Source organism: Kineosporia succinea (genome assembly GCF_030811555.1).
GTDB lineage: Bacteria > Actinomycetota > Actinomycetes > Actinomycetales > Kineosporiaceae > Kineosporia > Kineosporia succinea.
The window spans coordinates 7,822,726-7,843,004 of the sequence record NZ_JAUSQZ010000001.1; the positions used below are offsets into that span (position 1 = coordinate 7,822,726).

Consider the following 20,279-nt stretch of genomic DNA (forward strand, 5'->3'; position numbering starts at 1 on the left):
GTGCCCTCAGCCGAGCTTGCCGTCCACTTCCGGCACCAGCGTCTCGAGCAGCCAGGTCTGTGAGAGCACGCTGGGCCGGTCGAGGGCCTGCAGGTAGGGCTTCTCGGGGTCCGGGGACAGCGTGATCACGTGGCCGTCGCGCACGGCGGGCACGGCCAGGAAGTTCTTGTCCTCCAGAACGGGCCGCCGGGCGTTGGTCTCGTCCACCACGACCAGATCGGCGTCGAAGACCTTCAGGTTCCGGGCCGGCACCTCGACCTGGTCGGGCTCGTAGCCCAGATCGGTGTCGGCGGTGCTGGCCAGGTCCTGGAAGGCCGGGTTGGGCCGGAACCCCAGGTCGAGGAAGAACTTCAGCCGGTCGATCGCGAAGATCTGCCCGAACCAGGTGGTCTCGATGCGCTGACCGACCGAGACGATGGCGCCCTTGAACTCCGGGTGGTCCCGCACGGTGGACGCGCGGGTCGCCTCGAGGTCGTCGAGCAGCTTCTGCCCCTGCTGGGGGATCCCGAGCACGCGGGCGACCGTGAGGGTCTGCTCGGCCATGGTCGGGACGTAGAACTCGCCCGCGCCCCTGGGGGCGGCGATGACCGGCGCGATCTTCGACAGGCCCTGGTAGCGCTCGGAATCGTCGTGCAGCCCGGTCTCGACGATCAGGTCGGGCCTGAGCTTGGCGACCTCGGCGACCTGGTCGTAGTCGGCGTCCATCTGCGGGCTGGGGATGAGCGTGGGCCGGGACTCGAGGCGGTCCTCGGCCCAGGGCCCGGTGCCCAGGTTCCCGAGCTCCTCCCAGGCCGTCATCGCGATCGGCGTGACCCCGAGGGCCAGCAGGGCGTCGGCGTCGCCGCGGCCGAGCGCGACGACCCGCCGGGGCTGCTGCTTCACGGTGACGTCGCCGTACCGGCCCTCGAACGTCACCGGGAACTCGGCTTCGGGGGCCGCCGAGACCGCGACCGGGCCGATGGGCGAGGCGTCACCGGGCTGGATCTGGCCGTCGCGGCTGTCCGAGCAGGCGGCCAGCCCGGCGGCCAGCACGACGGCGACGAGCACGGCCGTCGTCCGTTTCGGGCGATTCATGACCAGGAGGGTAGTTCACCCGAGGGCAGCGTCCGACGGGTGCGAGTGCCCGGGCCGGGTGCCCCTGCCCAGGCGAGCGCGAGAACTCGACCAGGGTGACCCAGGTCACATCGCTTCGGGAATCCCTGGCGCCGGTGGCCGGCGTCTTGAGAACCATGCTGCTCGAACTCGGGTACGAGACCACTGCCGTCCACGACACCACCCGCCGCGAGGCGCCGGTGCGCCGCTGGCTCGTCATGGCTGCGACCGGTTGTGCCGCAACAACTGTGCTGACGCTCGCCACCTCCGGCCTGCTGCCCGGCCCGACCCTGACGACGGCCGTGAGCGTCGTCGCGATGGGCCTGCTGGTGCTGGCCTGGCTGGGCCTGGGCCGCGACCTCCAGCACCTGACAACCCGCCGTCTGTACGCGATCACGGCCGCCTGGTCGGTTCCGCTGCTCGCCGCGCGACCGCTGTTCAGCAACGACGTGTGGAGTTACGTCGCGCAGGGCCTGACCGCGGCGCGGGGCCTGGACCCCTACCGCCTCGGCCCGGCGCAGGCGCTGGACCCCTCGTCCGAGGTGGTCGGGCACGTGAGTCACTACTGGCTCGACACCCCGGCGCCCTACGGCCCGGCCTGGATGCTGCTCTCGCGGCTGGCCGGGCTGGTCGCGGGCGAGAACCTGGTGCTGAGCGTGGTGCTGTACCGGCTGCTGGTGGTGGCCGGGGTCGTGCTGATCGCCTGGTCGCTGCCCTTCCTGGCGCGGCGCTCGGGAACCGCTGCGGGAACGGCCCTCTGGCTGGGCCTGGCCAACCCGCTCGTGCTGTGGCACCTCGTCGCCGGCGTGCACAACGACGCGCTGATGCTGGGTCTCATGCTGGCCGGAATGCGCCTGGTGCTCACCGGTCTCGAAACCCGGCCCGCCCACGGCCGTCTGGCCGCCGGGGCCGGGATGATCACGCTCGCCGCCTCGGTCAAGATCGTCGCCGCCGCCGCCCTGCTGGGCCTGTGCCTGGTGGCCGTGCGCCGCTGCGCCCGGCCGGTGCCCGCGATCGCGCTGATGGTCTCGGTGTTCGCGGCCGTCACCGTGATCCTCTCGGCCCTGACCGGTTTCGGCTGGGTGACGGCCCCGTTCACCGCGACCACGTCGGTCTACAGCTGGATGTCGCCCACCACCCTGACCGGCCTGCTCGTGGGCTTCTTCCACTCCGGGCTCACCGCCTCGGCGGTCTCCGCGGCCAACCTGCTCGGCCTGATCATCGCCACACCGGTCGTGATCCGGCTCCTGCTGGGCCTGCGGGACGGGATGGACCCGGTGCGCGGCATCGGCCTGCTGTTCGTCGTCACGCTGCTGGCCAGCCCGGTGGTGCAGCCCTGGTACCTGCTGTGGGCGCTGCTGCCGCTGGCCGCGAGCGCCGCCGGTGACCGGGCCGCGCGTCCGCTGGTGATCTTCAGCGCGGTGACGGCGATGGTGCTGCCGCCGTTCGTGACCGGGGGCGTGAGCCTGGGGATCGGTTACGCCGCAGCGGTGCTCGCGCTGGGGGCGGGGCTGTGGATGCTGCGCCGCACCGGACGGCTGCTGGTGCTGCAGACCGCATGAGGTGGCTCGGGGTTCTCGGGGTGACGCTCGGGCTGTTGCTGACCGGGGGCGGTTCGGCCCGGGCCGAGCCGTCTCCCGGGCCGGTGGTGCTGATCGGCACCGGGAGCCTGCGCTGGGACCAGGTCACGGCCGCCCAGCCGACGCTGAACACGCTGCGGGAGAACGGTTCCAGCGGGTGGATGGTGGTCCGGAGTGTGCGCGCCGTCACCTGCCCGGTGGACGGCTGGCTGGCGATCTCGGCCGGGTCGCGGGCGGCGGACGCGGAGTGCGGGCAGCCGCAGGTGCGGGTGCCGTCCGAGGGCGGGCCGGGGCGGGTGACCGGCTGGCCGCGTTACCTCGACCAGGCCGCCCGCGACGACTACGACGCCCGGCCGGGCCTTCTCGGCGAGACGCTGGCCGCCCACGGGGTGAGCACGGCAGCCGTCGGGCCGGGGGCGGCCGTCGCACTGGCGGACGCGGACGGCCGGGTGCCGCACGTGATGCGCGACGTGCCGGCCGCCGTGGCCACGGATCCGGACGTGCTGGTGGTGGATCTGGCCCCGGAGGGCAGCACTCCGGTCGCGGCGCTCGAGAAGCGGCTCTCGGCAACCCTGAACGCGCTGCCCACGAACGCCACCGTGATGGTGGCGTCCCCGCACGACGCGGGCACCTCGTCCCGGCTCCGGCTCGTGTCGGTGACCGGCGGCAGCTACGGGAATTCGCTGCTGGGCAGCGCCTCGACCCGGCAGGACGCTCTGGTGCAGACCACCGATCTGCTCCCGACGATCCTGGAGCTGGCCGGGGTGCCGGTGCCCGTGAGTGCCGTCGGGGCGCCGATGCGCCCGGTAAACGCCGCACCGCGCACGCTCGCCGACCTCGACGCCGCGTCGGAGGCGATCGGCCCGGTGGTGGTGCCGTTCTTCGCCGGGCTGGTGGGTACCCAGGTGCTGGTCTACGGCCTGGCGTGGTGGCGCGGGCGCCGGGTGCCGTACCGGACGGCGATCGCGTTCGCCTGCGTTCCGGCCGCGACGTTCCTGGCGAACGAGATTGCCTGGTGGCGCTTTCCGGTGCCGAGCCTGGCCCTGTGCCTGGCGGTTCTGGTCTGGGTGCTGCCGATGGCCGTCATCGCCCTGGCCGGGCCCTGGCGGCACACGCTGCTGGGGCCGCCCGGCGTGGTGGCGGCGATGAGTGCGCTGGTGCTGGCCCGGGACGCGCTGAGTGGTTCGCCGCTGGCGCTCTCGAGCCTGCTGGGTCTGCAGCCGGTGATCGGGGGCCGCTTCCACGGTTTCGGCAATCCGGCGTTCGCGGTGTTCGCGACCGCGGCCCTGGTGAGCGCGGTCGCGCTGGCCGACGTGCTGCCGACGAGGCGGGGCCGGGTGCTCGCGGTGGGGGCGGTCGGGATCGCGGCGGTGGTCGTGGACGGTGCTCCCGGTCTGGGCAGTGACTTCGGTGGGCCGCCGGCGCTCGTGCCCGCGTTCGCCGTGCTGGGCCTGCTGGTCGCCGGGGTGCGGGTGACCGGGCGCCGGCTGCTGCTGGTCGGGGTGGGCACGCTCGGGCTGGTGACGGTCGCCGCGGGGGCGGACTGGATGCGGGAACCGGGCAGCCGTACGCACCTGGGCCGGTTCGCGCAGACGGTGATCGACGGCGGGGCGCTGCCGGTGATCACGCGCAAGGCCGAGCTGAACCTGCACATCCTGCTCACGACATACCTGGTGGTGCTGGTGCCGGCCGTGGTGGTGCTCGTGGCGCACCGGCTGGCGCGGGGCCACCGGATGCTGCCGGCCGGGCCGCCGGCGTTGCGGGCCGGGCTGATCGCGTTCGGGGTCCTCGCGGTGATCGGTTCGCTGGTCAACGACTCGGGGGCGACGGTCGCGACCGACGCCTGCCTGCTGATGGCGCCCCTGATGGCCACCACCCACAGCCGGATGTGTGCCACATCACATCCGGATCGCAATCCCTCCGGCACCGTCGCCTCGTCTGGCGGGAGGTGAAACGGCAACCTGGAGCGATGGGCGACGCGGCGCTGCTCCGTCGCGTCAGCCGGGGCGACCGCGCGGCCTTCGACGAGCTGTACCGGCGCACCTCCCCCTGGCTGCTGGTGCGGCTGCGCCGGCGCTGCAGCGACGACGACCTGGTGGCGGAGGTCCTGCAGGACACCTACCTGGCCGTCTGGCGGGCGGCGGGGTCCTTCTCCGGCCGGTCCGACGGCGAGGACACCTCGGCGGGCTGGCTGTGGACGATCGCCTCGCACCGGCTCGTCGACGCCTTCCGGCGGCGCGCGCGGCACGCGGCCGAGACCCCGACCGAGGAGGAGCCGCTGGTCGCCACCGAACCGGCGGCCGAGGACGTGGTGCTCCGGGGCCACGTGTCCGGCGAGATGGAACAGGCGCTGCTCGCGCTGCCGCCGGAACTGCGGCAGGTCCTGTCCCACATGGTGCTCGACGGCCTGACCGCACGAGAGACGTCCGTGATGCTCGGCGTGGCCGAGGGCACGGTGAAGACCCGGGTCCGGCGGGCACGCCTGGCCCTCAGGGAGGCACTGTCATGAACACCCCTCACCCCGACGCCACCCTCATCGATCGCTACACCACGGGCGACCCGACGCTGGACGACGTGAGCGTCTGGTCGCTCGAGGCCCACCTCGAGTCGTGCGAACAGTGCCGGGCCCAGCAGGTTTCCGTCTTCCGGACCACGGGTGACGACATCCTCCAGCGGGTCGCGGCCGCCCTCGACGAGGGCATCGCCACCGGTCCCGGCCCCCAGCCGGTCCCCCGCCTCGCCGCGCGCCGCCGCTGGGCGGTGTGGTCGCTGATGCCCTGGCTGGCCATGACGTTCGGCATCCTGGCGGCCGCGCTCGGCCTGGGCGCGTTCGCCCCCGAGCACCCCTCACCGGTGCTGCTGCTGGCCCCGGTGCTGCCGCTGCTGCCGGTCGCGGGCAGCTGGACCCGGTACAGCGACCCGGCCTGGGAACTGCTCGGCACCTCACCGCGCACCGGGCTGTGGATGCTCCTGCGCCGCAGCGTCGCCGCGCTGCTGCTGGTCATCCCCGTACTCCTGGCCGCGAGCTGGATCGTCGGTCTGGCCCCGGCCCTGTGGCTGCTGCCCTGCCTGGCCCTCACGCTCACCACCCTGGCCCTGAGCGACCGGTTCGGCGTCGTCCGTTCCGCCCTGAGCGTCTGGGCGCTGTGGACCGCGGGCGTCCTGGTCCCCGGCGTCGTGACCGCCGAGGTGCCCACCGTGCTCACCGCGTCCGCCACCCCCGTGTGGGCCGCCGCCACCGTGATCGCCGCCGCCACCGTGGCCGTGCGCGCCCGCGGTTTCGCGCGCCTGTGAACCTCTTTCGAATGACGAAGGGACTCCCCCGCATGCGCACCCTCAGCTCCGCCGAGACCGCCCCGACCCGCTACGCCTGGACCGTCGAGGCGAGCGACCTGAAGGTCCGCGCCGGGCGCACCCTGGCCGTCGACGGCCTGACCCTGCGCCTGGGCACCGGCGTGCACGGGCTGCTCGGCCCCAACGGCGCCGGCAAGACCACCCTGATCCGCGCCCTGGCCACCGTGCTGCCCGTGACCGGCGGTGACCTCACCCTGCTCGGTCACGACGCCGCCCGCGGCAGCCACCTGCGCGACATCCGCCGCGAACTCGGCTACCTGCCGCAGCAGTTCGGTTTCTACCCGAAGTTCACCGTTCGCGAGTTCGTCGAGTACATGGCCTGGCTCAAGGAGATGCCCGACCGCGAGATCCCCGCCGCCGCCCAGCGCGCCATCGAGCGCGTCGGGCTCGCCGACCAGGCCGGCCAGAAGATGAAGGCCCTGTCCGGCGGCATGCTGCGCCGCGCCGGCATCGCCCAGGCCGTCGTGCACGACCCCCGCTTCCTGCTGCTCGACGAACCCACCGTCGGCCTCGACCCGGCCCAGCGCGTCGGATTCCGCACCCTGCTGCGCGAACTCGGCCACGACGCCTGCCTGCTCGTCTCCACCCACCTGGTCGAGGACGTCTCCGCCGCCTGCCACAACGTCGTGCTCATGGCCTCCGGGCAGAAGGTCTGGGAAGGCACCCCCGACGAACTGGCCGCCGCCGGCCAGGACAGCGACCCGGGCGACAGCCCCACCGAACGCGGCTACAGCGCCCTGCTGGGCCGGGCCGGGGGCTGGAACTGATGCGCGCCCTGCGGATCGAACTGCGCCGCTCGGTCACCGCCGGGCTCACTCTGCTCCTGCTCGCCGTCGGCCTGTTCAGCCTCTTCGGCGGCGGCAACTCCAGCAACCCGGCCGGCTGGGCCGCACTCGCCTACACCCTGCGCGACGCCCTGGTCATGATGTGGCCGCTGGCCGTCGGCGCCGGCGCCTGGCAGGCCCGCCGCGAGCAGATGGCCGGCCTCGGCGAACTCACCGGCACCAGCCCCCGGCCACCCGCGCGCCGACTCGTGCCCGTCGCCGTCTGCCTGGCCCTCGGCGTCGTCACCGCGTACCTGCTCAGCCTGCTGGCCGGCACCGTGCGCCTGTACCTGTCCCCCGCCGAGGCCTACCTGACCGGACCCGCCCTCGTCGCCACCGCCGTCGGCGCGCTCTCCCTCGTCGCCGCCACCTGGCTGGGCCTGGCCGCCGGGGCCCTGGCCCCCTCCCGCTTCACCGCGCCGATGGTCACCGTGCTCGCCCTCGCCCTGACCACCCTGCTGCCCGAACTCAGCATGCTCCGCGGCGGCCCCGACGCCGGCCTGCTCCTGCCCGGCCTGCACGCCCCGTTCCAGATGGACTGGGTCGAACTGCCGCTCGTCCTCAGCGGCAAGCAGGCGATCTGGCTGGCCGCGCTCGCCGTCACCGGGTACGGCCTGGCCGTGGCCCGGCGCCGCGGCACGAAACTGCTGGCCGCCGTGCCCGCGCTGGCCACCGCCGTGATCCTGGTGCCGACGCTGCCGGCCGCGAACGCCATGGACGCGCAGGGGCACTACGCCCGCGACGCCGAGGCGATGAGCCCCGTCTGCTCGGACGCCACCGGCGACACCCCCCGGGTGTGCGTCATGCGGGTGCACTCCGGGCTGCTGCCCGAGGTCACCGACCTGGGCCGCCGGATCCTGGAGACCGCCTCGGTGCTCCCGGACGCGCCGACCTCGGCCCGCGAGGTCCCGGCCGGGGAGGGCACCGGCGACCCCCGGGTCGTGCCCATCTCGCTCTACCTCGACGCCCGGGGCCACCTCGACGACCCCGACCAGATGGTCGCGATGTCCCTGGCCGACGTCGCCAGCCCCACCGACTGCGACGTCGACCTGCGCGACCCCGCCGACGAGGGACGCTCGGTGGCCGGGGACCTCGCCACCCGCTGGCTCACCGACCGGGCCGGTGTCGAACCGAACTTCGTGTACTACCAGGAGACGTTCGACCGGGCCTGGGCCGTCTTCTCCGCCCTGCCCGCCGCGACGCAGGAAGAGCGGGTCGCCGCGTTCCGCGCCCAGGGCTGCGACGCCGGGCTGGACACGCTGGTATGAACGGCCTCGCCCTGCACCTGCGGGCCCGGCACACCCCCGCCGCCGCCGGGCTCGCGATCGGCGTCACCGGGCTGGTCTGGCTCGGCTGGAACGCCTTCTCCGACGCCGGCCGGATCGGTGAGAAGGTCGCGAGCGTCACCGTGGCCCTGGCCTGTGCGATCGTCTCGGTGACCCTGGCCCGCTACGACGAGTCCCTCGAGGAGAGCGGTGCCCGGCCCTGGTCACGGGTGCGCGGCCTGCACCTGCTGACCGCCTTCGTGCTCCTGTCGTGCCTGTTCACCGCGTTCGCCGCGACCCCGGTCGACTTCGGGCCGGCCGACTTCCTGGTGCGCGACACCGCCGGGCTGCTCGGCCTGGCCGCCTTCGGCGCCGCTGCCCTGGGCCCCTCGCGCGCCTGGTTCGGGCCCGTCCTGATCAGCGTCGTCGGTGCCGTCTGGGGCGGCGCCACCGACAGCCACGTCCTGCAGGTCCTGACCTGGATGACCCAGCCCGCCGACACCACCGCCGCCAGCGTCACCGCCGCCGTTCTCGCCCTTTCGGGAACCGTTGCCCACATGCGCGGACGCGTCTTCGCGCAAACGCGGGAGTAATTCTTTCTTCACCGTCCCGAAATACTCACCGGAATACCTTGCCACCAGGGCATTCAACGACCGGCGCGACCAGTGGGACCGATCAAATCAGTTGCGGAGCAATCCGGTTCGTGCGAGCGGCCGCTGACCGCACCGTCCATTGTTTGAATCCACATCAATAGCAACCGACTTGCCGACCGTGAGCCATCCGTTAACGTGATCGGGCGATCGGGAGTTCATGCCGGCCACGGTGGGGAAACACGGGACGTGGCCCGGCCCGGCACCATGGGGGTTGCTTGATGACGAACGATGCCCGGCGGTACGCGATTCTCGGGCCACTGGACGTACGACTCGGCTCACGCCGCCTGGACGTACCCGCCGGACGGCAGAGAACCCTGCTGGCCACCCTGCTGCTCAACCCCAACCGGGTGGTCTCGGTCGACGAGATCGTCGACCGGGTCTGGGGCGAGCGGCCACCCCAGCGGCCCCGCGCCGCCCTGCACACCTACGTCACCCGGCTGCGGCACTCACTGGAACCACTGCCTCCGGTCGAGACCACCGCGGGCGGCTACCTCATCGAGACCGACGCGCACGAGTTGGATCTGCTGCGCTTCCGCGAACTCTCGGCCGAGGCCGAACGCGCCGACCGGCGCCACGACCTGGACACCGAGGCCCACCTGCTCGAGGCCGCCCTCGACCTGTGGCACGGCCCGCTCCTGCCCGACATCACCTCCGACTCCCTGCGCCGCGACGTCCTGCCCACCCTGCACGAAGAACGCCTGCAGGTCGTCGAGCGCCGCAACGAGGTCGCCATCGAGCTCGGGCACCACGACGACGTGGTCGCCGAGCTGAAGTCCCTCACCCACCGGCACCGCTACCGCGAAAAGCTCTGGCATCAACTCATGCTCGCCCTCTACCGGGGCGGGCGCACCGTCGAGGCCCTGCAGACCTACGGGCGGCTCACGAACCACCTGCGCGCCGAGTTCGGCGTCGACCCGGGCGACGACCTGCAGCGACTGCACCTGGCCATCCTGCGCAGCGAACCACGGTGATCACTCGGTGCGGGAGAAGCGGTGCGCGGCCACCGCCAGCACCACCACCACGAACCCCGCCACCAGTCCGAGCTCCAGCGGCACCGGCGGCACCCACCCGGCCCAGGAGACCGGCTCGGCGAGCCCGGCGTCGTCCACGAAAACGCCCACGGTGCGCCGCATCGCGTCGATCACGTAGGTCAGCGGGTTGACCAGGGCCAGGGCCGCCATCCAGGCCGGCATCGCGGCCAGCGGGAACATCGCGCCGGACAGGAACAGCAGCGGCGTCACGATCACCCCGAGCACGGTGTTGAACGTGGTCAGGCGCCGGATCGTGACGGCCACCACCGCACCGGTCACGGTCATCGCCATCGACGCCAGCAGCAGCTCCGCGAACAGGAGAACGAAGAGATCGGGCCGGTAGGGAACCCCGACCAGACCGGCCGCCGCCAGCACCACCGCGCCCTGCACGGCCGCGACCGTGGCGCCGCCCAGGCACTTGCCGACCAGCACCGTGCTGCGGCGCACCGGGGCCACGAGCATCTCGCGCAGGAAACCACTCTGGCGGTCCCAGACGATCGAGGCCCCGACCGAGATCGCCGGTGCCTGCGACGCCATCACCAGCACCCCCGGGAAGAGGAACACCAGGTAGGCCTCACCCGTGGCGCTGTCACCACCGACCGAGGCCAGCAACCGCGACAGCCCGACCCCGAGCACGAGCAGGAACAGGAACGGCTGCAGCAGCGACATCACCGCCCGGGTGCGGTCGCGGGCCAGGTGGATCATCTCGCGGGTCCAGATCATCCGGGCCGCGCGCAGTTCGTGACGCAGGCCCCCGTTCTCCCTTTCGCCGAGCAGGGTCATGGAAATCATGTCCTAACGGATACGCCGGCCGGTGTGGTGCATGAACACGTCGTCCAGGCTGGGCCGGGTCACGGACACCTCGAACACCGGCACGTCGAGCCCGGCGCACAGACGGGGCACGAGGCGGGCGCCGTCCTTCGCCCGGATCCGCAACCCGGCCCGCCGTTCTCCGGCGAGTTCAGCGTCCAGACCGAACTTCTCACGAACGGCCCGGACGGCCGACCCGTCGTCCCCGGTGCGCAGCTGCACGAGATCCGCCCCGATCACGGCCTTCAGCGCGTCCGGAGTGCCCTGGGCCACGATGCGGCCGTCGTCGATGATCGCGATGCGGTCGCACTGCTCGGCCTCGTCGAGGTAGTGCGTGGTGAGAAACAGCGTGGTGCCCTCACTCTCACGCACCCGGCGCAGGTGTTCCCACACGCCGTTACGGGTCTGCGGGTCGAGGCCGACCGTGGGCTCGTCGAGGAACAGCACCCGGGGCCGGTGCAGCAGGCCCCGGGCGATCTCCAGGCGGCGCCGCATGCCGCCCGAGAAGGTGCCGGCCACGTCATGCTCGCGCTCGAGGAGGCCGACCAGCTGAAGCATCTGGGTGATCCGCTGCTTCACCTGGGCGCGGGGCACCGCGTACAGGTCGGCGTGGAATCTCAGGTTCTCCGCCGCCGTCAGCTCACCGTCGAGCGTGCTCTCCTGAAAGACCAGACCCAAGAGCTTACGGACGCGTGTGGGCACCTTCTGCACGTCCAGCCCGGCGATCTCGATGCGGCCCGCGGTGGGGCGCACCAGCGTGGTCAGCATCGAGATCGTGGTGGACTTGCCCGCGCCGTTCGGGCCGAGGAACCCGAAGGTCTCCCCCGGCCCGACGGCGAGGTCGATGCCCCGCACCGCGTGCGTGGTGCCGTAGGACTTGTGCAGGTCCTCGACGAGGATGGCCGGCGCACTCATCAGCGCACCCGGATCTTGTCCTGCCAGTCGTCCGGCACGACGAACCCGAAACTCCAGCGGTGACGGTCGGTCGGGTTGACGATGCAGTGCCAGAACAACCGGTCCGGGTCCTGCTCGGCCTTGAAGAACCGCACGATGCGCGGCTTCTCGTGCAGGGTCACGATCTGGCCGGTCTGCGGGTTCTGGTAGCGGAAGAACGAGGTGTCGTGCTCGTTCTCGAACGGCTCGTCGAGATCGACCACGTACATCCGCCAGCCCGGCTGGGTCTCGTTGGTGTGCCACAGGCGGTAGCTGTGCGGCGGGTACCACATGCTGCCGGAGAACCGGATCTCGGAGTCGAACAGGTTCTCCAGCGCGCCGATCGTGCGGGTCTTGGCGTCGAAGTACTCGTCGTAGCCCGGGTACTCGGTGTGGTCGTCGAGGTTGACCAGGTGGAAGTCGCGGCGCAGGGTGTGCTGGTTGCCCTGTGGGTCGAGGTAGCCCTCCTCCATCATCGTGCGGTGCCACTCCTGGTACTCCGGGCCGGCCGGGGAGCGGTTGGTGGAGGCGGCGTCGTCGGGACGGTAGCTGCGGTCGAACTCGGCCAGGTCGACCGTGGGCGGGCGCACCTTCAGGCGGGGCAGCTCGTCGATGACGGCCTCGAAGCCGGGGATGTCCTCCAGGCTGTACTCGTGGTGGAGGAAGGTGGTGTTCCTCGGCTGCGGCGATGTCGTGACGGGCGCTTCGGGCGCTTGAGCCGCGGGCCGGTAGAACGTCGACGCCTCGCGGAAATCGTTGGCGGTGAAGTCGAACCCGTGCCGGTGGCCCAGGCGCACCACCTCCTCGATACCGGTGACGGCCTTGAGCTGCTGCGCCACCGAGGGGGTTCCGTTCAGAACCTTCAGGAAGGCCTCGGATGCTTGGACGGACATGAGGTTTCTCCTTATCGGTTGTCAGTACCAGGTGAATCGAGCAGGAGCACCGACGGCACCTGACCGGGGCGGGCCAGACGCAGGAAGTGCATCCCGAAACCGGACAGACCGAGCATGAGCCCGGGGAAGAACCCGGCCGTGCCCTCGGAGGTGCCGGCCAGGGCCTCGTCGACGTTGCGCCACTGGCTCTGCACCTGCACGTTGGCCTCGAGCTGGAACGCGGGCTCGTCGTTCAGCAGGGCGAATCGCAGCAGCAGCTCGGCGTTTCCGGAACGGCCGTGGCACAACGTGTCGTTGCGCAGTTGCGGGAAGTTGCGCATGGTCGCGGCCAGGCCCTGATGAGCCTCGCGCAGCAGGGGTTCGTCGTCGCGACCGAGCAGGTCCCAGGCCGAGATACGGCTCAGGCCGATGCCCGCGGCGCCGTTGCACCAGGCGTTCGCGTAGTGGCGGCCGTTCTTCTCCAGCCCGCCGCCGCTGCGCCGCAGGTCGTACCAGTCCTGCTCGTCGCCGTCGTAACGGGTTGCCTCGTAGGCGAACGCCTGCTTGCCGGCCGCGATCCAGCGCTCCTCACCGAGGGTGCGGCCGAGCAGGATCAGGGCCCAGCCCATGCCTCCGGCGCCGTGCGAGAATCCGGTCAGGCTCGCCGAGGCCTCGTCCGGGTCGGTCAGAGGCCAGCTGAGCACGCCGCCGTCACCGGGGATGGCGGCGTCCAGCAGGCGCTCCCCACACCGACGGGCCAGGTCGTGCTGACCGAGGCCCAGCAGCACCGGCACCAGACCGGCGCAGCCGCCGAGGATGTCGAACCGCCGGTCGCGCTCGATCAGCGGCTCCAGACGGTTCCCGAGCTCGAGGGCCGTGCGGGTCAGGTGCTCGTCGTCCCAGAGCCGGCCGAGGTGGTTCAGCGTGTACATCAGCCCACCGATGCCCTGGAACGCGCCGGGCTGATTCAGGTCGGTGGTGCGCAGGGCGTGTTCCAGACCCCGCCGGGCGGCCGCGCGGAACCGTGGATCGGGCCGGGCCGCGTCGAGATGGGCCAGGAAGAAGGCCATTCCGGCCGAGCCGTGATACAGGTCGCCGTCGACGTCGACCTTGCTCAGCCCGTCCGGGCCGGCGATGTCCCACGAGGCCCAGGGAGCACCGTCGGTGCGCATCTGCTCGAGCAGGTGTTCACCGATGCGGGCGGCGTAGTCGGTGCAGGTGTCCACGAACGCCGGGTTGCTGATCTCGGCCGCGGACAGGCTCGCGGTGATGTAACGCCGCTGCTGCTCGCGGTTGTGGTGGTCCAGGCGGGCGATGCGGCGTGCGGCGAACTCGACCGGGCTGACGTCGAGGGGGCTGTCGAGGGGCTCGGCGTGGTCGTGCACCAGGGCGTGGGCGTCGCCGCGGGCGGTGAAGATGGGCACGTCGAGCTGCCACATCGAGGCCAGTTCGCGGTCGGCGAGCACCCCGCCGGTGTCCCAGGTGCGCGGGAACGTGCGCACGGTGCCGAACAGCCAGTCGACCTCGAGCGGGTCGATCAGGCAGCGCGGGTGCCGGGCCTGGGCGATCAGCTGGGTGTAGATCTGGGTGCCCCAGTTGATGAACCGGATCGGTGCGTCCCGGAACAGGTCCCGCACGATGCCCTGGGTGCGCGCGGGCTCGGCGCCGAACCAGTCGTAGACCTGCCCGAAGCCCTCCAGGATGTCGTCGACGTGGTCCTCGGGCCGGACCAGCTCACCGTCGAGGAACACCCGGTTCGCGGCGTCGGGCTCGACCCGGATGCCGGCCTCGTGCGTCACCGCGGTCTCGAAACTCAGCGCCCTGCCGGTGATCCGGGCGACCGGCACGGGCATGTCGTAGGCCTCGCCCCCGGCGTAGCCGCTGATGCGCATCGTGCCCTCGGCGGGCTGGCCGGCGGTGGGCCACTCGAGCAGGGCGGTCTTGAACACCGAGTCCAGCAGGGTGCCCTCGGGACGGTGCTGGCCGGTCGGGAGCACGCCGAGCACGGTCTCGCAGTCGCACACGTGAGCGTGACCGTCGGCGACGATGATGTTCTCGAGGTGCAGGTCTCCCCCGCCGAGCACGTAGAACGCGGCCAGGTGGGCGCCGAGGTCGCGGTAGACCTGGCGCACCTCGTGCTCGTCGCGGGCGTGGTTGCGGCCGCCGGGAACCATTTCCTCGTAGCCGTACCCGGGGCGCAGGATCACGCGGCGCCCGGCCGAGCCGGTGCCGGCCTCCGCGGCCAGGCGGGTGAGCAGCTCCTGCACGGCGGCCTCGGCACTGATGTCGCGGGGCTTGTAGACGATGGACGACGGGCCGCTGTCGGTCAGCAGGTCGACCATGACCACGGTGCGGGCACCGGCGTGGTGGTCGGACTGGCCGGGACGGACCGCCCTCACCTGCCGGATCGGGCCGGTCAGGGTGGCCAGGACCGGGCGGTCGGCGTCGAGGCGGGTCAGCAGGTCGCGGCCGTTGCGCGCGGCCAGGTGGGTGGCGCGGGCCAGCCAGCGCCCGAGCACCGGGTAGCGCAGGTAGAACTCGTGGTAGGCCTCCTCGTCGCGGAAGGTGTCGCGCAGGAAGTCCAGGTAGTCGGGCGGGTTCTCGCCGTGCCGGCTGAGACAGACCTTGGCCTCGGTCTCCATCGCCCAGGCCAGGGGCAGCTCGAACCGGTCGAGCAGGGTGTCGCGCAGGGTCTCGACCACCTCGTCGGCGAAGTCCAGCGTGGTGCCGGTGACGGCGTCGCGGAGCTCTCGCTCGAGCAGGTCGAGGAACGGGGCGGCCACGATCGCCAGGCGCTGGTAGCGCGGGCGGGCCGGGGGCCGGTAGCCGCTGAGCGCGGCCCGGTAGGTGGGCAACCAGCTCTGGTGCACCTCCTCGAGGTGGGCGACCGGCGCGTCCGCCGTTCGGGCCTCAAAACGACGGTAGAGATCGAGCACCCGGGTGATGCCCTCGCTGTCACGACGGGGCGGGTGGTTACGGTGCAGGGCCTCCTGGGCGAACTTGGCCGCGATGCGGGTGGACGTGCGCTCGGTCCACCAGGACTCGAAAGCATCCGGCCCGGGCGCACTTTCGAGCATTCCGAGACAGCCGTCACGTTCCAGGCGCTCGATCACGGCGGTGCGCTCGGCGAGATTGGCGGCACGGGCCGCGAGACGCAGGCCCCGGTCAGTTCCTGATGTACTGCGGACCGCGGTGGCCGTCATGGTTCTTCCTCTCCTGTCGAGACGTCCGGGACCGGTGGGCCGGCCGGATGACGACCGGCCCACCGGACAACTGGCGGAGTTGCCTGACTGCCCGAGGTGTTACTTGGTCGTACCGTCACAGATGGCGGTGATCGGGCCCCAGCTGCAGCTGGTCTGGCAGGCGTAGATCTCCAGGGAGGAAACCCCCTCGGTGAAGAAGTCGAGCGACTTCTGGTCCGGGGCCTCGACCTCGGCGGGCAGAGCGCCCGCGGTGGCACCGAACCTCACCGGGTCGGCCTCGATGAGGGCGCGGAACTCGCTGTCGACAGCGGCCTGCTGGAGAAGCGTCGTGTTCATGTGTGCCTCCTCGATCGCGAAACGGGTCGTACCACTAACCGCAGGTGCGGCTAGACCTTTTCGGCCGCCAGCCGGAATCCGGACGCGCGCTCGACGGCGCGCAACTCGTCCATGGCGGCGGCCATGCTCTCGCTGGTGCCCTGGAACCGCAGGAGGTGACGCTCGGCCAGGCCGGCGTGGCCGCCCAGCCAGATCTCCTCGAGCCAGCCCTTCATGGTGTGCGGGTGGGTGTCGGGCACCGGGTTCACCCGTGGGGTCACGGTCTCGGCCGGGACGTCGAGGGCCAGGCGCAGGGCGCGGGCCATCTCGCCGTCGGAGGGCAGCATGGACGCGAGAACCAGCAGTTCCTGGACCTCGCGGATGGTGTCGACGCCGGGATAGATCGTCGGGACCTTCGCGCTCTTCATCATGCTCTCCTTCCGGGCCGTTCCCTTCCTGCTGACGTGAATGAACCTACGCAGGGCGGCTTTCAGGACGCTTTCACTGTTCTTTCACTGGCGTGCACCCGGTGGGGTAGTCTCGGGCACAGCATCGCGCGCCGGTGGCAGTCCGTGTCAGGCGTGGAGGTGCCGGAGCCAGAAGGAGGTCGACGTCGATGGCGTCACTCCCTTCGCCCTCCCTCCGTGTCTGAGGGCGGCGAGAAGACCAGGCTGGTGGCCTGGGGTCAGGAACTACGCCGGGTGCACGCCCGGCTGCGTGAGGCTCTGAGCGTCACGCTGTCCACCTCGGATCCCCGTGACCTGCTGCTGTTCTGTCACGGGTTCTGCTCGGCGCTCGACGGGCATCATCGCGGCGAGGACCGCACCCTGTTCCCGGCGATCGCGGCGGCGCACCCCGAACTGCAAGACACCCTGCGCAATCTCGAGCAGGACCACTCGATGATCGCGCACCTGCTGTCCGGCCTGCAGAGCGCGGTCGACCGTTCGGCCTCACCGGAACAGCTGCGGCGGCACCTGCGGAGCGTGGCCCCGATCATGGAGAACCACTTCCGCTACGAGGAGCGGGCTCTGCTCACCGTGCTGGAGGGCCTGACGCTGGACGCGTCCGGGACGCAGGTCCTGGGTCCCCTGTGACCGACGGCCCGGTCCTAGGATGGCGTCCATGCAGGAGAACCTCTGGCTGCGCCGGATCGAGGACAACCCCGGTCACTCGCAGTGGTACATCGACCGGTTCCGCGCGATGGCGGCCCAGGGGGCCGACCTGAACGGCGAGGCGCGCATGGTGGACGCGATGGTCCCCCGGGGGTCGCGGATCCTGGACGCGGGGTGTGGTCCGGGACGTCTGGGTGGGCATCTCGCCTCGCTCGGCCACGAGGTCACCGGGGTCGACATCGACCCCGCGCTCATCGCGGCGGCCGAGCAGGACTTCCCGGGCCCGGCCTGGCGGGTGGGTGACCTGTCGCAGCTCTCGCTGCCGGGTGCGGGCTTCGACGTGATCGTCTGCGCCGGCAATGTGATGACGTTCTGCGCGCCCTCCACGCGGGGCGAGATCCTGCGCCGTTTCCGGCAGCACCTGGCACCGGGAGGCCGGGCCGTGGTCGGTTTCGGCGCCGGGCGCGGTTACGAGTTCGACGACTTCCTCGGTGACGCGAACCGGGCCGACCTGGTGGCCGACCTGCTGCTGAGCACCTGGGACCTGCGGCCTTTCACGCCCGACGCGGACTTCGTCGTGGCGGTGCTGAGCGCAGCCTGAGACTCGGGCCGGGCGCAGCACCGCGTCGTCGCAGGGCTCAGTCGCTCTTGAACACCTCGTTGCAGAGGTACTTCGTGCCGGTGTCGGGGCCGGTCCAGATCCAGGTGACGACCTTGGCGACGTTGTTGTGGTTGACCGCGTTCTCGTAGACCAGCGGCGACGAGCTCTTCTTGGTGAGCGACAGGTTCGGGCCGCTCGAGCCGTCCCGGTAGATGATCCAGATCTTCGACTCGGAGACCCGGATGGCCTTCTCGGCCTCCACCGTGAAACCGGTCTGCGAGCGGCCGTTCTGGTCGGAGTAGGTGGCCTCGACCCACAGGCTGTTGTTGGGGTTCTCGTTGCAGCTGGTGCCCTTGACGTAGGTGTAGGCCGCCTCAGCCGGAGCGGCGAAGGCGAGCACCGCGGTCGACGCGGCGAGCGCACCCACGGCCAACGATCTGAATCGCACGTGATACCCCTTTGAACCTGGTCCGGCTTGTCCGTTTCGTGACCGTAACGCTAGGTACCGGTGCCGTCACGGTCAATGTGGGCGATGTCTCACCCGTTCGTCCGGAGTCCGGCCGAAGTCCGTTGCCCGGAGGGGCTTCTCGGTTCAGCGGCGGGGATCGACGTGGATCTTCGGGCCGGCGGTCGCGTCGGCGGGGCGGCGGCCCGCCAGGATCCCGGCGACGCCGTCGAGACCGACCGTGGCCGCGACCAGGGGGCGGGCGTCGAGGGTGCCGTCGGCCATCAGGCCGGCGGCCCCGGCCAGGGCGCCGGAGCCGGACAGGACGCCCACGGCGGAGACGTCTTTCAGCACCAGGGCGCGGGTGTCGAGCAGGCTCGGGGTCGTGGACAGGCCGATGAACACCAGGCGGCCGCCCGGGACGACCAGGTCGGCGGCGGCCGCGGGCACGGTGTGGTCGTTGGACGCGTCGATCACGGCGTCGAAGGGGCCGGCACCCAGGTCGGGTCCGGTCCAGACGTGCTGGAAACCGAGGTCCACGGCGAACTTCAGGGATTCGGGGGTGCGGCCGAGCAGACTGACGGTGGCCCCGGCGGCCCGCGCGATCATCGCCGACAGCAGGCCGATCGCACCCGGGCCGACGACGAGCAGCCGGGTGCCGGGCCCGGCCGCCGCGGCCCGGACCGCCCGCAGAGCGTTCGCCGAGGGCTCGATCAGGGCGCCGGCCACCTCGTCCACCGTTGGAGGCAGTTCGACCAGGGCGGACGCGGGCACGGGGAGTTTCTCGGCGAGCGCACCGGGCCAGCCGCGGCGGATGCCGATCTCGTGGCGGTCGGCGCACAGGTGCTGGCGGCCGGTCGAGCACAGGGGGCAGGTGCCGCATCCGAGCATGGTGTCGCCGGAGACCCGTTTGCCGAGCCAGGTTTCGTCGACACCGGGGCCTGTCTGGCTGACGCGGCCGCACCATTCGTGGCCGATGCGGATGGGGAAGGACGCGTGGCCGGTGGCGAGGTAGGACATGTGGCCGGAGAAGAACTCGGCGTCGGTGCCGCAGACACCGGCGCGCTCGACGTCGACGACGACCTGGCCGGGGGCGGCGACCGGGTCGGGGACCTCCTGGACCTCGGCCTGGCCGGGAGCGGTGATGACGAACGCTTTCACAGTCGTACCAGGACCTTTCCGGGGGTGCCGTCGCCCCGGGCGAGGTCGGCGAAGGCCTGCGGGGCCTCGTCGAGCGCGACGATGCGGCTGATCAGGGCGGCCGAGACGGCCGGGTCGGAGGCGACCAGGTCGACGGCGGCACGGAAGTCGTCGTCGGAGTAGGTGAAGCTGCCGACGAGGGAGCGCTCCATGGTGCTGATGGCGTAGGCGTCGATCTGGACGGCCGGTTTCCCCATGCCGACGAGGCTGACGGTGCCGCCGACGCGGGTGGAGGTGAGGGCGTCGGCGAGGCTGGCGTCGATGCCGACGGCGTCCACGGCGATGTCGGCGAGGCGCCCGAAGCGGGCCTCGACGCGTTCGGCGAGGGGGCCGGTGGCGGGGTCGATGGCGACGGCACCGAGGTGCTCGGTGAGTTCGCGGCGGGCCGGGTCGATCTCGCTCACCAGGACATGCTGCACCCCGGCGCGGCGCAGGGCGAGCACCACGGACTGGCCGATCGGGCCGCCGCCGACGACCAGGGCGGTGCTCGCCCCCTCGGCGCCGGCGCGGCCGACGGCGTGAACGGCGACGGCGAGCGGTTCGACGAGGGCGCCGTGCTCGACGGGCAGGCCCTCCGGCAGGGGCACGAGGTTGGCGGCGGGCACGAGCATCCGCTCGGCGAAGGCGGCGTCGATGTCGGGGCGGACGCCGAGGACGTACTTGCCGGGGTCGTGGTGCTCGCCCCGGATCCAGCCGGGGGTGCCGGGGCGCACGACGGGGTTGAGCGTGACGAGTTGCCCGGGGCGGACGCCCTCGGTGCCGGGGCCGGTGGCGCGGACGTGGCCGACGGTTTCGTGGCCCATCACCTGGCCGGGCTGCCGGCGGCCGTTGGCTCCGGTGTATCCGTGCAGGTCGGAGCCGCAGATGCCGGTGTAGGCGAGGTCGAGCACGACCTCGCCGGGCCCGGGCTGCGGGTCGGGACGCTCGGTGACGCTCAGGTGGTGGAAGTCCTCGAGAACCAGGGCGCGCATGACACTCCTCGGGCCGGG

20 protein-coding genes are annotated in these 20,279 nt (G+C 72.0%); 10 read left to right on the forward strand and 10 right to left on the reverse strand.

What is annotated here, in order from left to right; genetic code table 11:
• Positions 1-6 precede the first annotated feature (6 nt).
• On the reverse strand, positions 7-1,074 hold the full coding sequence (locus J2S57_RS34140) for an ABC transporter substrate-binding protein (RefSeq protein WP_307250538.1): 1,068 nt from the start codon (positions 1,072-1,074) through the stop codon (positions 7-9).
• Between the two features lie 95 nt (positions 1,075-1,169).
• On the opposite strand from J2S57_RS34140, the gene mptB reads away from it, so the two are divergent.
• The 8 genes from mptB (at position 1,170) to J2S57_RS34180 (ending at position 9,739) form a co-directional block, all read left to right on the forward strand.
• The gene (gene mptB, locus J2S57_RS34145; RefSeq protein WP_307250540.1) at positions 1,170-2,654 is read left to right on the forward strand and encodes a polyprenol phosphomannose-dependent alpha 1,6 mannosyltransferase MptB; all 1,485 of its coding nucleotides are present in this window, start codon (positions 1,170-1,172) and stop codon (positions 2,652-2,654) included.
• Positions 2,651-4,624, forward strand: a complete 1,974-nt coding sequence (locus tag J2S57_RS34150; RefSeq protein ID WP_307250542.1) for a hypothetical protein — start codon at positions 2,651-2,653, stop codon at positions 4,622-4,624. The genes mptB and J2S57_RS34150 overlap by 4 nt, the downstream gene beginning before the upstream one ends.
• Before the next feature lie 17 nt (positions 4,625-4,641).
• Positions 4,642-5,181, forward strand: a complete 540-nt coding sequence (locus J2S57_RS34155; protein ID WP_307250544.1) for an RNA polymerase sigma factor — start codon at positions 4,642-4,644, stop codon at positions 5,179-5,181.
• A complete protein-coding gene (locus tag J2S57_RS34160) occupies positions 5,178-5,966 on the forward strand; it encodes a hypothetical protein (RefSeq protein ID WP_307250546.1) in 789 nt (262 codons plus the stop codon). The genes J2S57_RS34155 and J2S57_RS34160 overlap by 4 nt, the downstream gene beginning before the upstream one ends.
• Positions 5,967-5,998: 32 nt before the next feature.
• Positions 5,999-6,793, forward strand: coding sequence for an ABC transporter ATP-binding protein (locus tag J2S57_RS34165; RefSeq protein WP_370882739.1), 795 nt, complete (start codon positions 5,999-6,001; stop codon positions 6,791-6,793).
• On the forward strand, positions 6,793-8,118 hold the full coding sequence (locus J2S57_RS34170; RefSeq protein ID WP_307250550.1) for a hypothetical protein: 1,326 nt from the start codon (positions 6,793-6,795) through the stop codon (positions 8,116-8,118). Before J2S57_RS34165 ends, J2S57_RS34170 begins: the two co-directional genes overlap by 1 nt.
• On the forward strand, positions 8,115-8,708 hold the full coding sequence (locus tag J2S57_RS34175; protein ID WP_307250552.1) for a hypothetical protein: 594 nt from the start codon (positions 8,115-8,117) through the stop codon (positions 8,706-8,708). Before J2S57_RS34170 ends, J2S57_RS34175 begins: the two co-directional genes overlap by 4 nt.
• 278 nt (positions 8,709-8,986) lie before the next feature.
• Entirely contained in the window at positions 8,987-9,739 is a 753-nt protein-coding gene (locus J2S57_RS34180; protein ID WP_307250555.1) for an AfsR/SARP family transcriptional regulator, read from the forward strand.
• Here the strand turns inward: J2S57_RS34180 and J2S57_RS34185 are convergent, their stop codons facing one another.
• The 6 genes from J2S57_RS34185 to J2S57_RS34210 form a co-directional block, all read right to left on the reverse strand.
• Complete coding sequence (locus tag J2S57_RS34185) at positions 9,740-10,591, reverse strand: ABC transporter permease (protein ID WP_307250556.1); 852 nt, start codon at positions 10,589-10,591, stop codon at positions 9,740-9,742.
• Between the two features lie 3 nt (positions 10,592-10,594).
• Complete coding sequence (locus tag J2S57_RS34190) at positions 10,595-11,524, reverse strand: ABC transporter ATP-binding protein (RefSeq protein WP_307250557.1); 930 nt, start codon at positions 11,522-11,524, stop codon at positions 10,595-10,597.
• Positions 11,524-12,435, reverse strand: coding sequence for a Nif11-like leader peptide family natural product precursor (locus J2S57_RS34195; RefSeq protein ID WP_307250558.1), 912 nt, complete (start codon positions 12,433-12,435; stop codon positions 11,524-11,526). The genes J2S57_RS34190 and J2S57_RS34195 overlap by 1 nt, the downstream gene beginning before the upstream one ends.
• Positions 12,436-12,446: 11 nt before the next feature.
• Positions 12,447-15,617 (reverse strand): type 2 lanthipeptide synthetase LanM family protein, encoded by a 3,171-nt coding sequence (locus J2S57_RS34200; RefSeq protein ID WP_307250559.1) that lies wholly within the window; start codon positions 15,615-15,617, stop codon positions 12,447-12,449.
• Between the two features lie 99 nt (positions 15,618-15,716).
• Positions 15,717-15,953 carry a cinnamycin family lantibiotic gene (locus tag J2S57_RS34205; RefSeq protein WP_307250561.1) on the reverse strand — a complete coding sequence of 79 codons (237 nt, stop codon included), beginning with the start codon at positions 15,951-15,953 and terminating at the stop codon, positions 15,717-15,719.
• A gap of 50 nt (positions 15,954-16,003) precedes the next feature.
• Positions 16,004-16,360: a DurN family substrate-assisted peptide maturase gene (locus J2S57_RS34210; protein ID WP_307250563.1), complete on the reverse strand. Its 357-nt coding sequence runs from the start codon at positions 16,358-16,360 to the stop codon at positions 16,004-16,006.
• A 216-nt stretch (positions 16,361-16,576) separates the two neighbouring features.
• Here J2S57_RS34210 and J2S57_RS34215 point away from each other — a divergent pair, with 216 nt between their 5' ends.
• On the forward strand, positions 16,577-17,026 hold the full coding sequence (locus J2S57_RS34215; RefSeq protein WP_307250565.1) for a hemerythrin domain-containing protein: 450 nt from the start codon (positions 16,577-16,579) through the stop codon (positions 17,024-17,026).
• Between the two features lie 28 nt (positions 17,027-17,054).
• A complete protein-coding gene (locus J2S57_RS34220; RefSeq protein ID WP_307250566.1) occupies positions 17,055-17,645 on the forward strand; it encodes a class I SAM-dependent methyltransferase in 591 nt (196 codons plus the stop codon).
• 37 nt (positions 17,646-17,682) lie between these two features.
• Here the strand turns inward: J2S57_RS34220 and J2S57_RS34225 are convergent, their stop codons facing one another.
• The 3 genes from J2S57_RS34225 to J2S57_RS34235 form a co-directional block, all read right to left on the reverse strand.
• Positions 17,683-18,093, reverse strand: a complete 411-nt coding sequence (locus J2S57_RS34225; protein WP_307250569.1) for a hypothetical protein — start codon at positions 18,091-18,093, stop codon at positions 17,683-17,685.
• A gap of 144 nt (positions 18,094-18,237) precedes the next feature.
• Complete coding sequence (locus tag J2S57_RS34230; RefSeq protein WP_307250570.1) at positions 18,238-19,251, reverse strand: zinc-dependent alcohol dehydrogenase; 1,014 nt, start codon at positions 19,249-19,251, stop codon at positions 18,238-18,240.
• Positions 19,248-20,261, reverse strand: coding sequence for a zinc-dependent alcohol dehydrogenase (locus tag J2S57_RS34235; protein ID WP_307250572.1), 1,014 nt, complete (start codon positions 20,259-20,261; stop codon positions 19,248-19,250). The genes J2S57_RS34230 and J2S57_RS34235 overlap by 4 nt, the downstream gene beginning before the upstream one ends.
• Positions 20,262-20,279 lie beyond the last annotated feature (18 nt).

Bases quoted from the DNA above. Each gene is read 5' to 3' on its own strand.
- J2S57_RS34195 (WP_307250558.1), bottom strand. From the start codon at position 12,435: ATGTCCGTCCAAGCATCCGAGGCCTTCCTGAAGGTTCTGAACGGAACC.
- J2S57_RS34200 (WP_307250559.1), bottom strand. From the start codon at position 15,617: ATGACGGCCACCGCGGTCCGCAGTACATCAGGAACTGACCGGGGCCTG.
- J2S57_RS34165 (WP_370882739.1), top strand. From the start codon at position 5,999: ATGCGCACCCTCAGCTCCGCCGAGACCGCCCCGACCCGCTACGCCTGG.
- J2S57_RS34185 (WP_307250556.1), bottom strand. From the start codon at position 10,591: ATGATTTCCATGACCCTGCTCGGCGAAAGGGAGAACGGGGGCCTGCGT.
- J2S57_RS34160 (WP_307250546.1), top strand. From the start codon at position 5,178: ATGAACACCCCTCACCCCGACGCCACCCTCATCGATCGCTACACCACG.
- J2S57_RS34175 (WP_307250552.1), top strand. From the start codon at position 8,115: ATGAACGGCCTCGCCCTGCACCTGCGGGCCCGGCACACCCCCGCCGCC.
- J2S57_RS34205 (WP_307250561.1), bottom strand. From the start codon at position 15,953: ATGAACACGACGCTTCTCCAGCAGGCCGCTGTCGACAGCGAGTTCCGC.
- J2S57_RS34150 (WP_307250542.1), top strand. From the start codon at position 2,651: ATGAGGTGGCTCGGGGTTCTCGGGGTGACGCTCGGGCTGTTGCTGACC.
- J2S57_RS34155 (WP_307250544.1), top strand. From the start codon at position 4,642: ATGGGCGACGCGGCGCTGCTCCGTCGCGTCAGCCGGGGCGACCGCGCG.
- J2S57_RS34210 (WP_307250563.1), bottom strand. From the start codon at position 16,360: ATGAAGAGCGCGAAGGTCCCGACGATCTATCCCGGCGTCGACACCATC.
- J2S57_RS34220 (WP_307250566.1), top strand. From the start codon at position 17,055: ATGCAGGAGAACCTCTGGCTGCGCCGGATCGAGGACAACCCCGGTCAC.
- J2S57_RS34190 (WP_307250557.1), bottom strand. From the start codon at position 11,524: ATGAGTGCGCCGGCCATCCTCGTCGAGGACCTGCACAAGTCCTACGGC.
- J2S57_RS34170 (WP_307250550.1), top strand. From the start codon at position 6,793: ATGCGCGCCCTGCGGATCGAACTGCGCCGCTCGGTCACCGCCGGGCTC.
- J2S57_RS34180 (WP_307250555.1), top strand. From the start codon at position 8,987: ATGACGAACGATGCCCGGCGGTACGCGATTCTCGGGCCACTGGACGTA.
- J2S57_RS34140 (WP_307250538.1), bottom strand. From the start codon at position 1,074: ATGAATCGCCCGAAACGGACGACGGCCGTGCTCGTCGCCGTCGTGCTG.
- J2S57_RS34235 (WP_307250572.1), bottom strand. From the start codon at position 20,261: ATGCGCGCCCTGGTTCTCGAGGACTTCCACCACCTGAGCGTCACCGAG.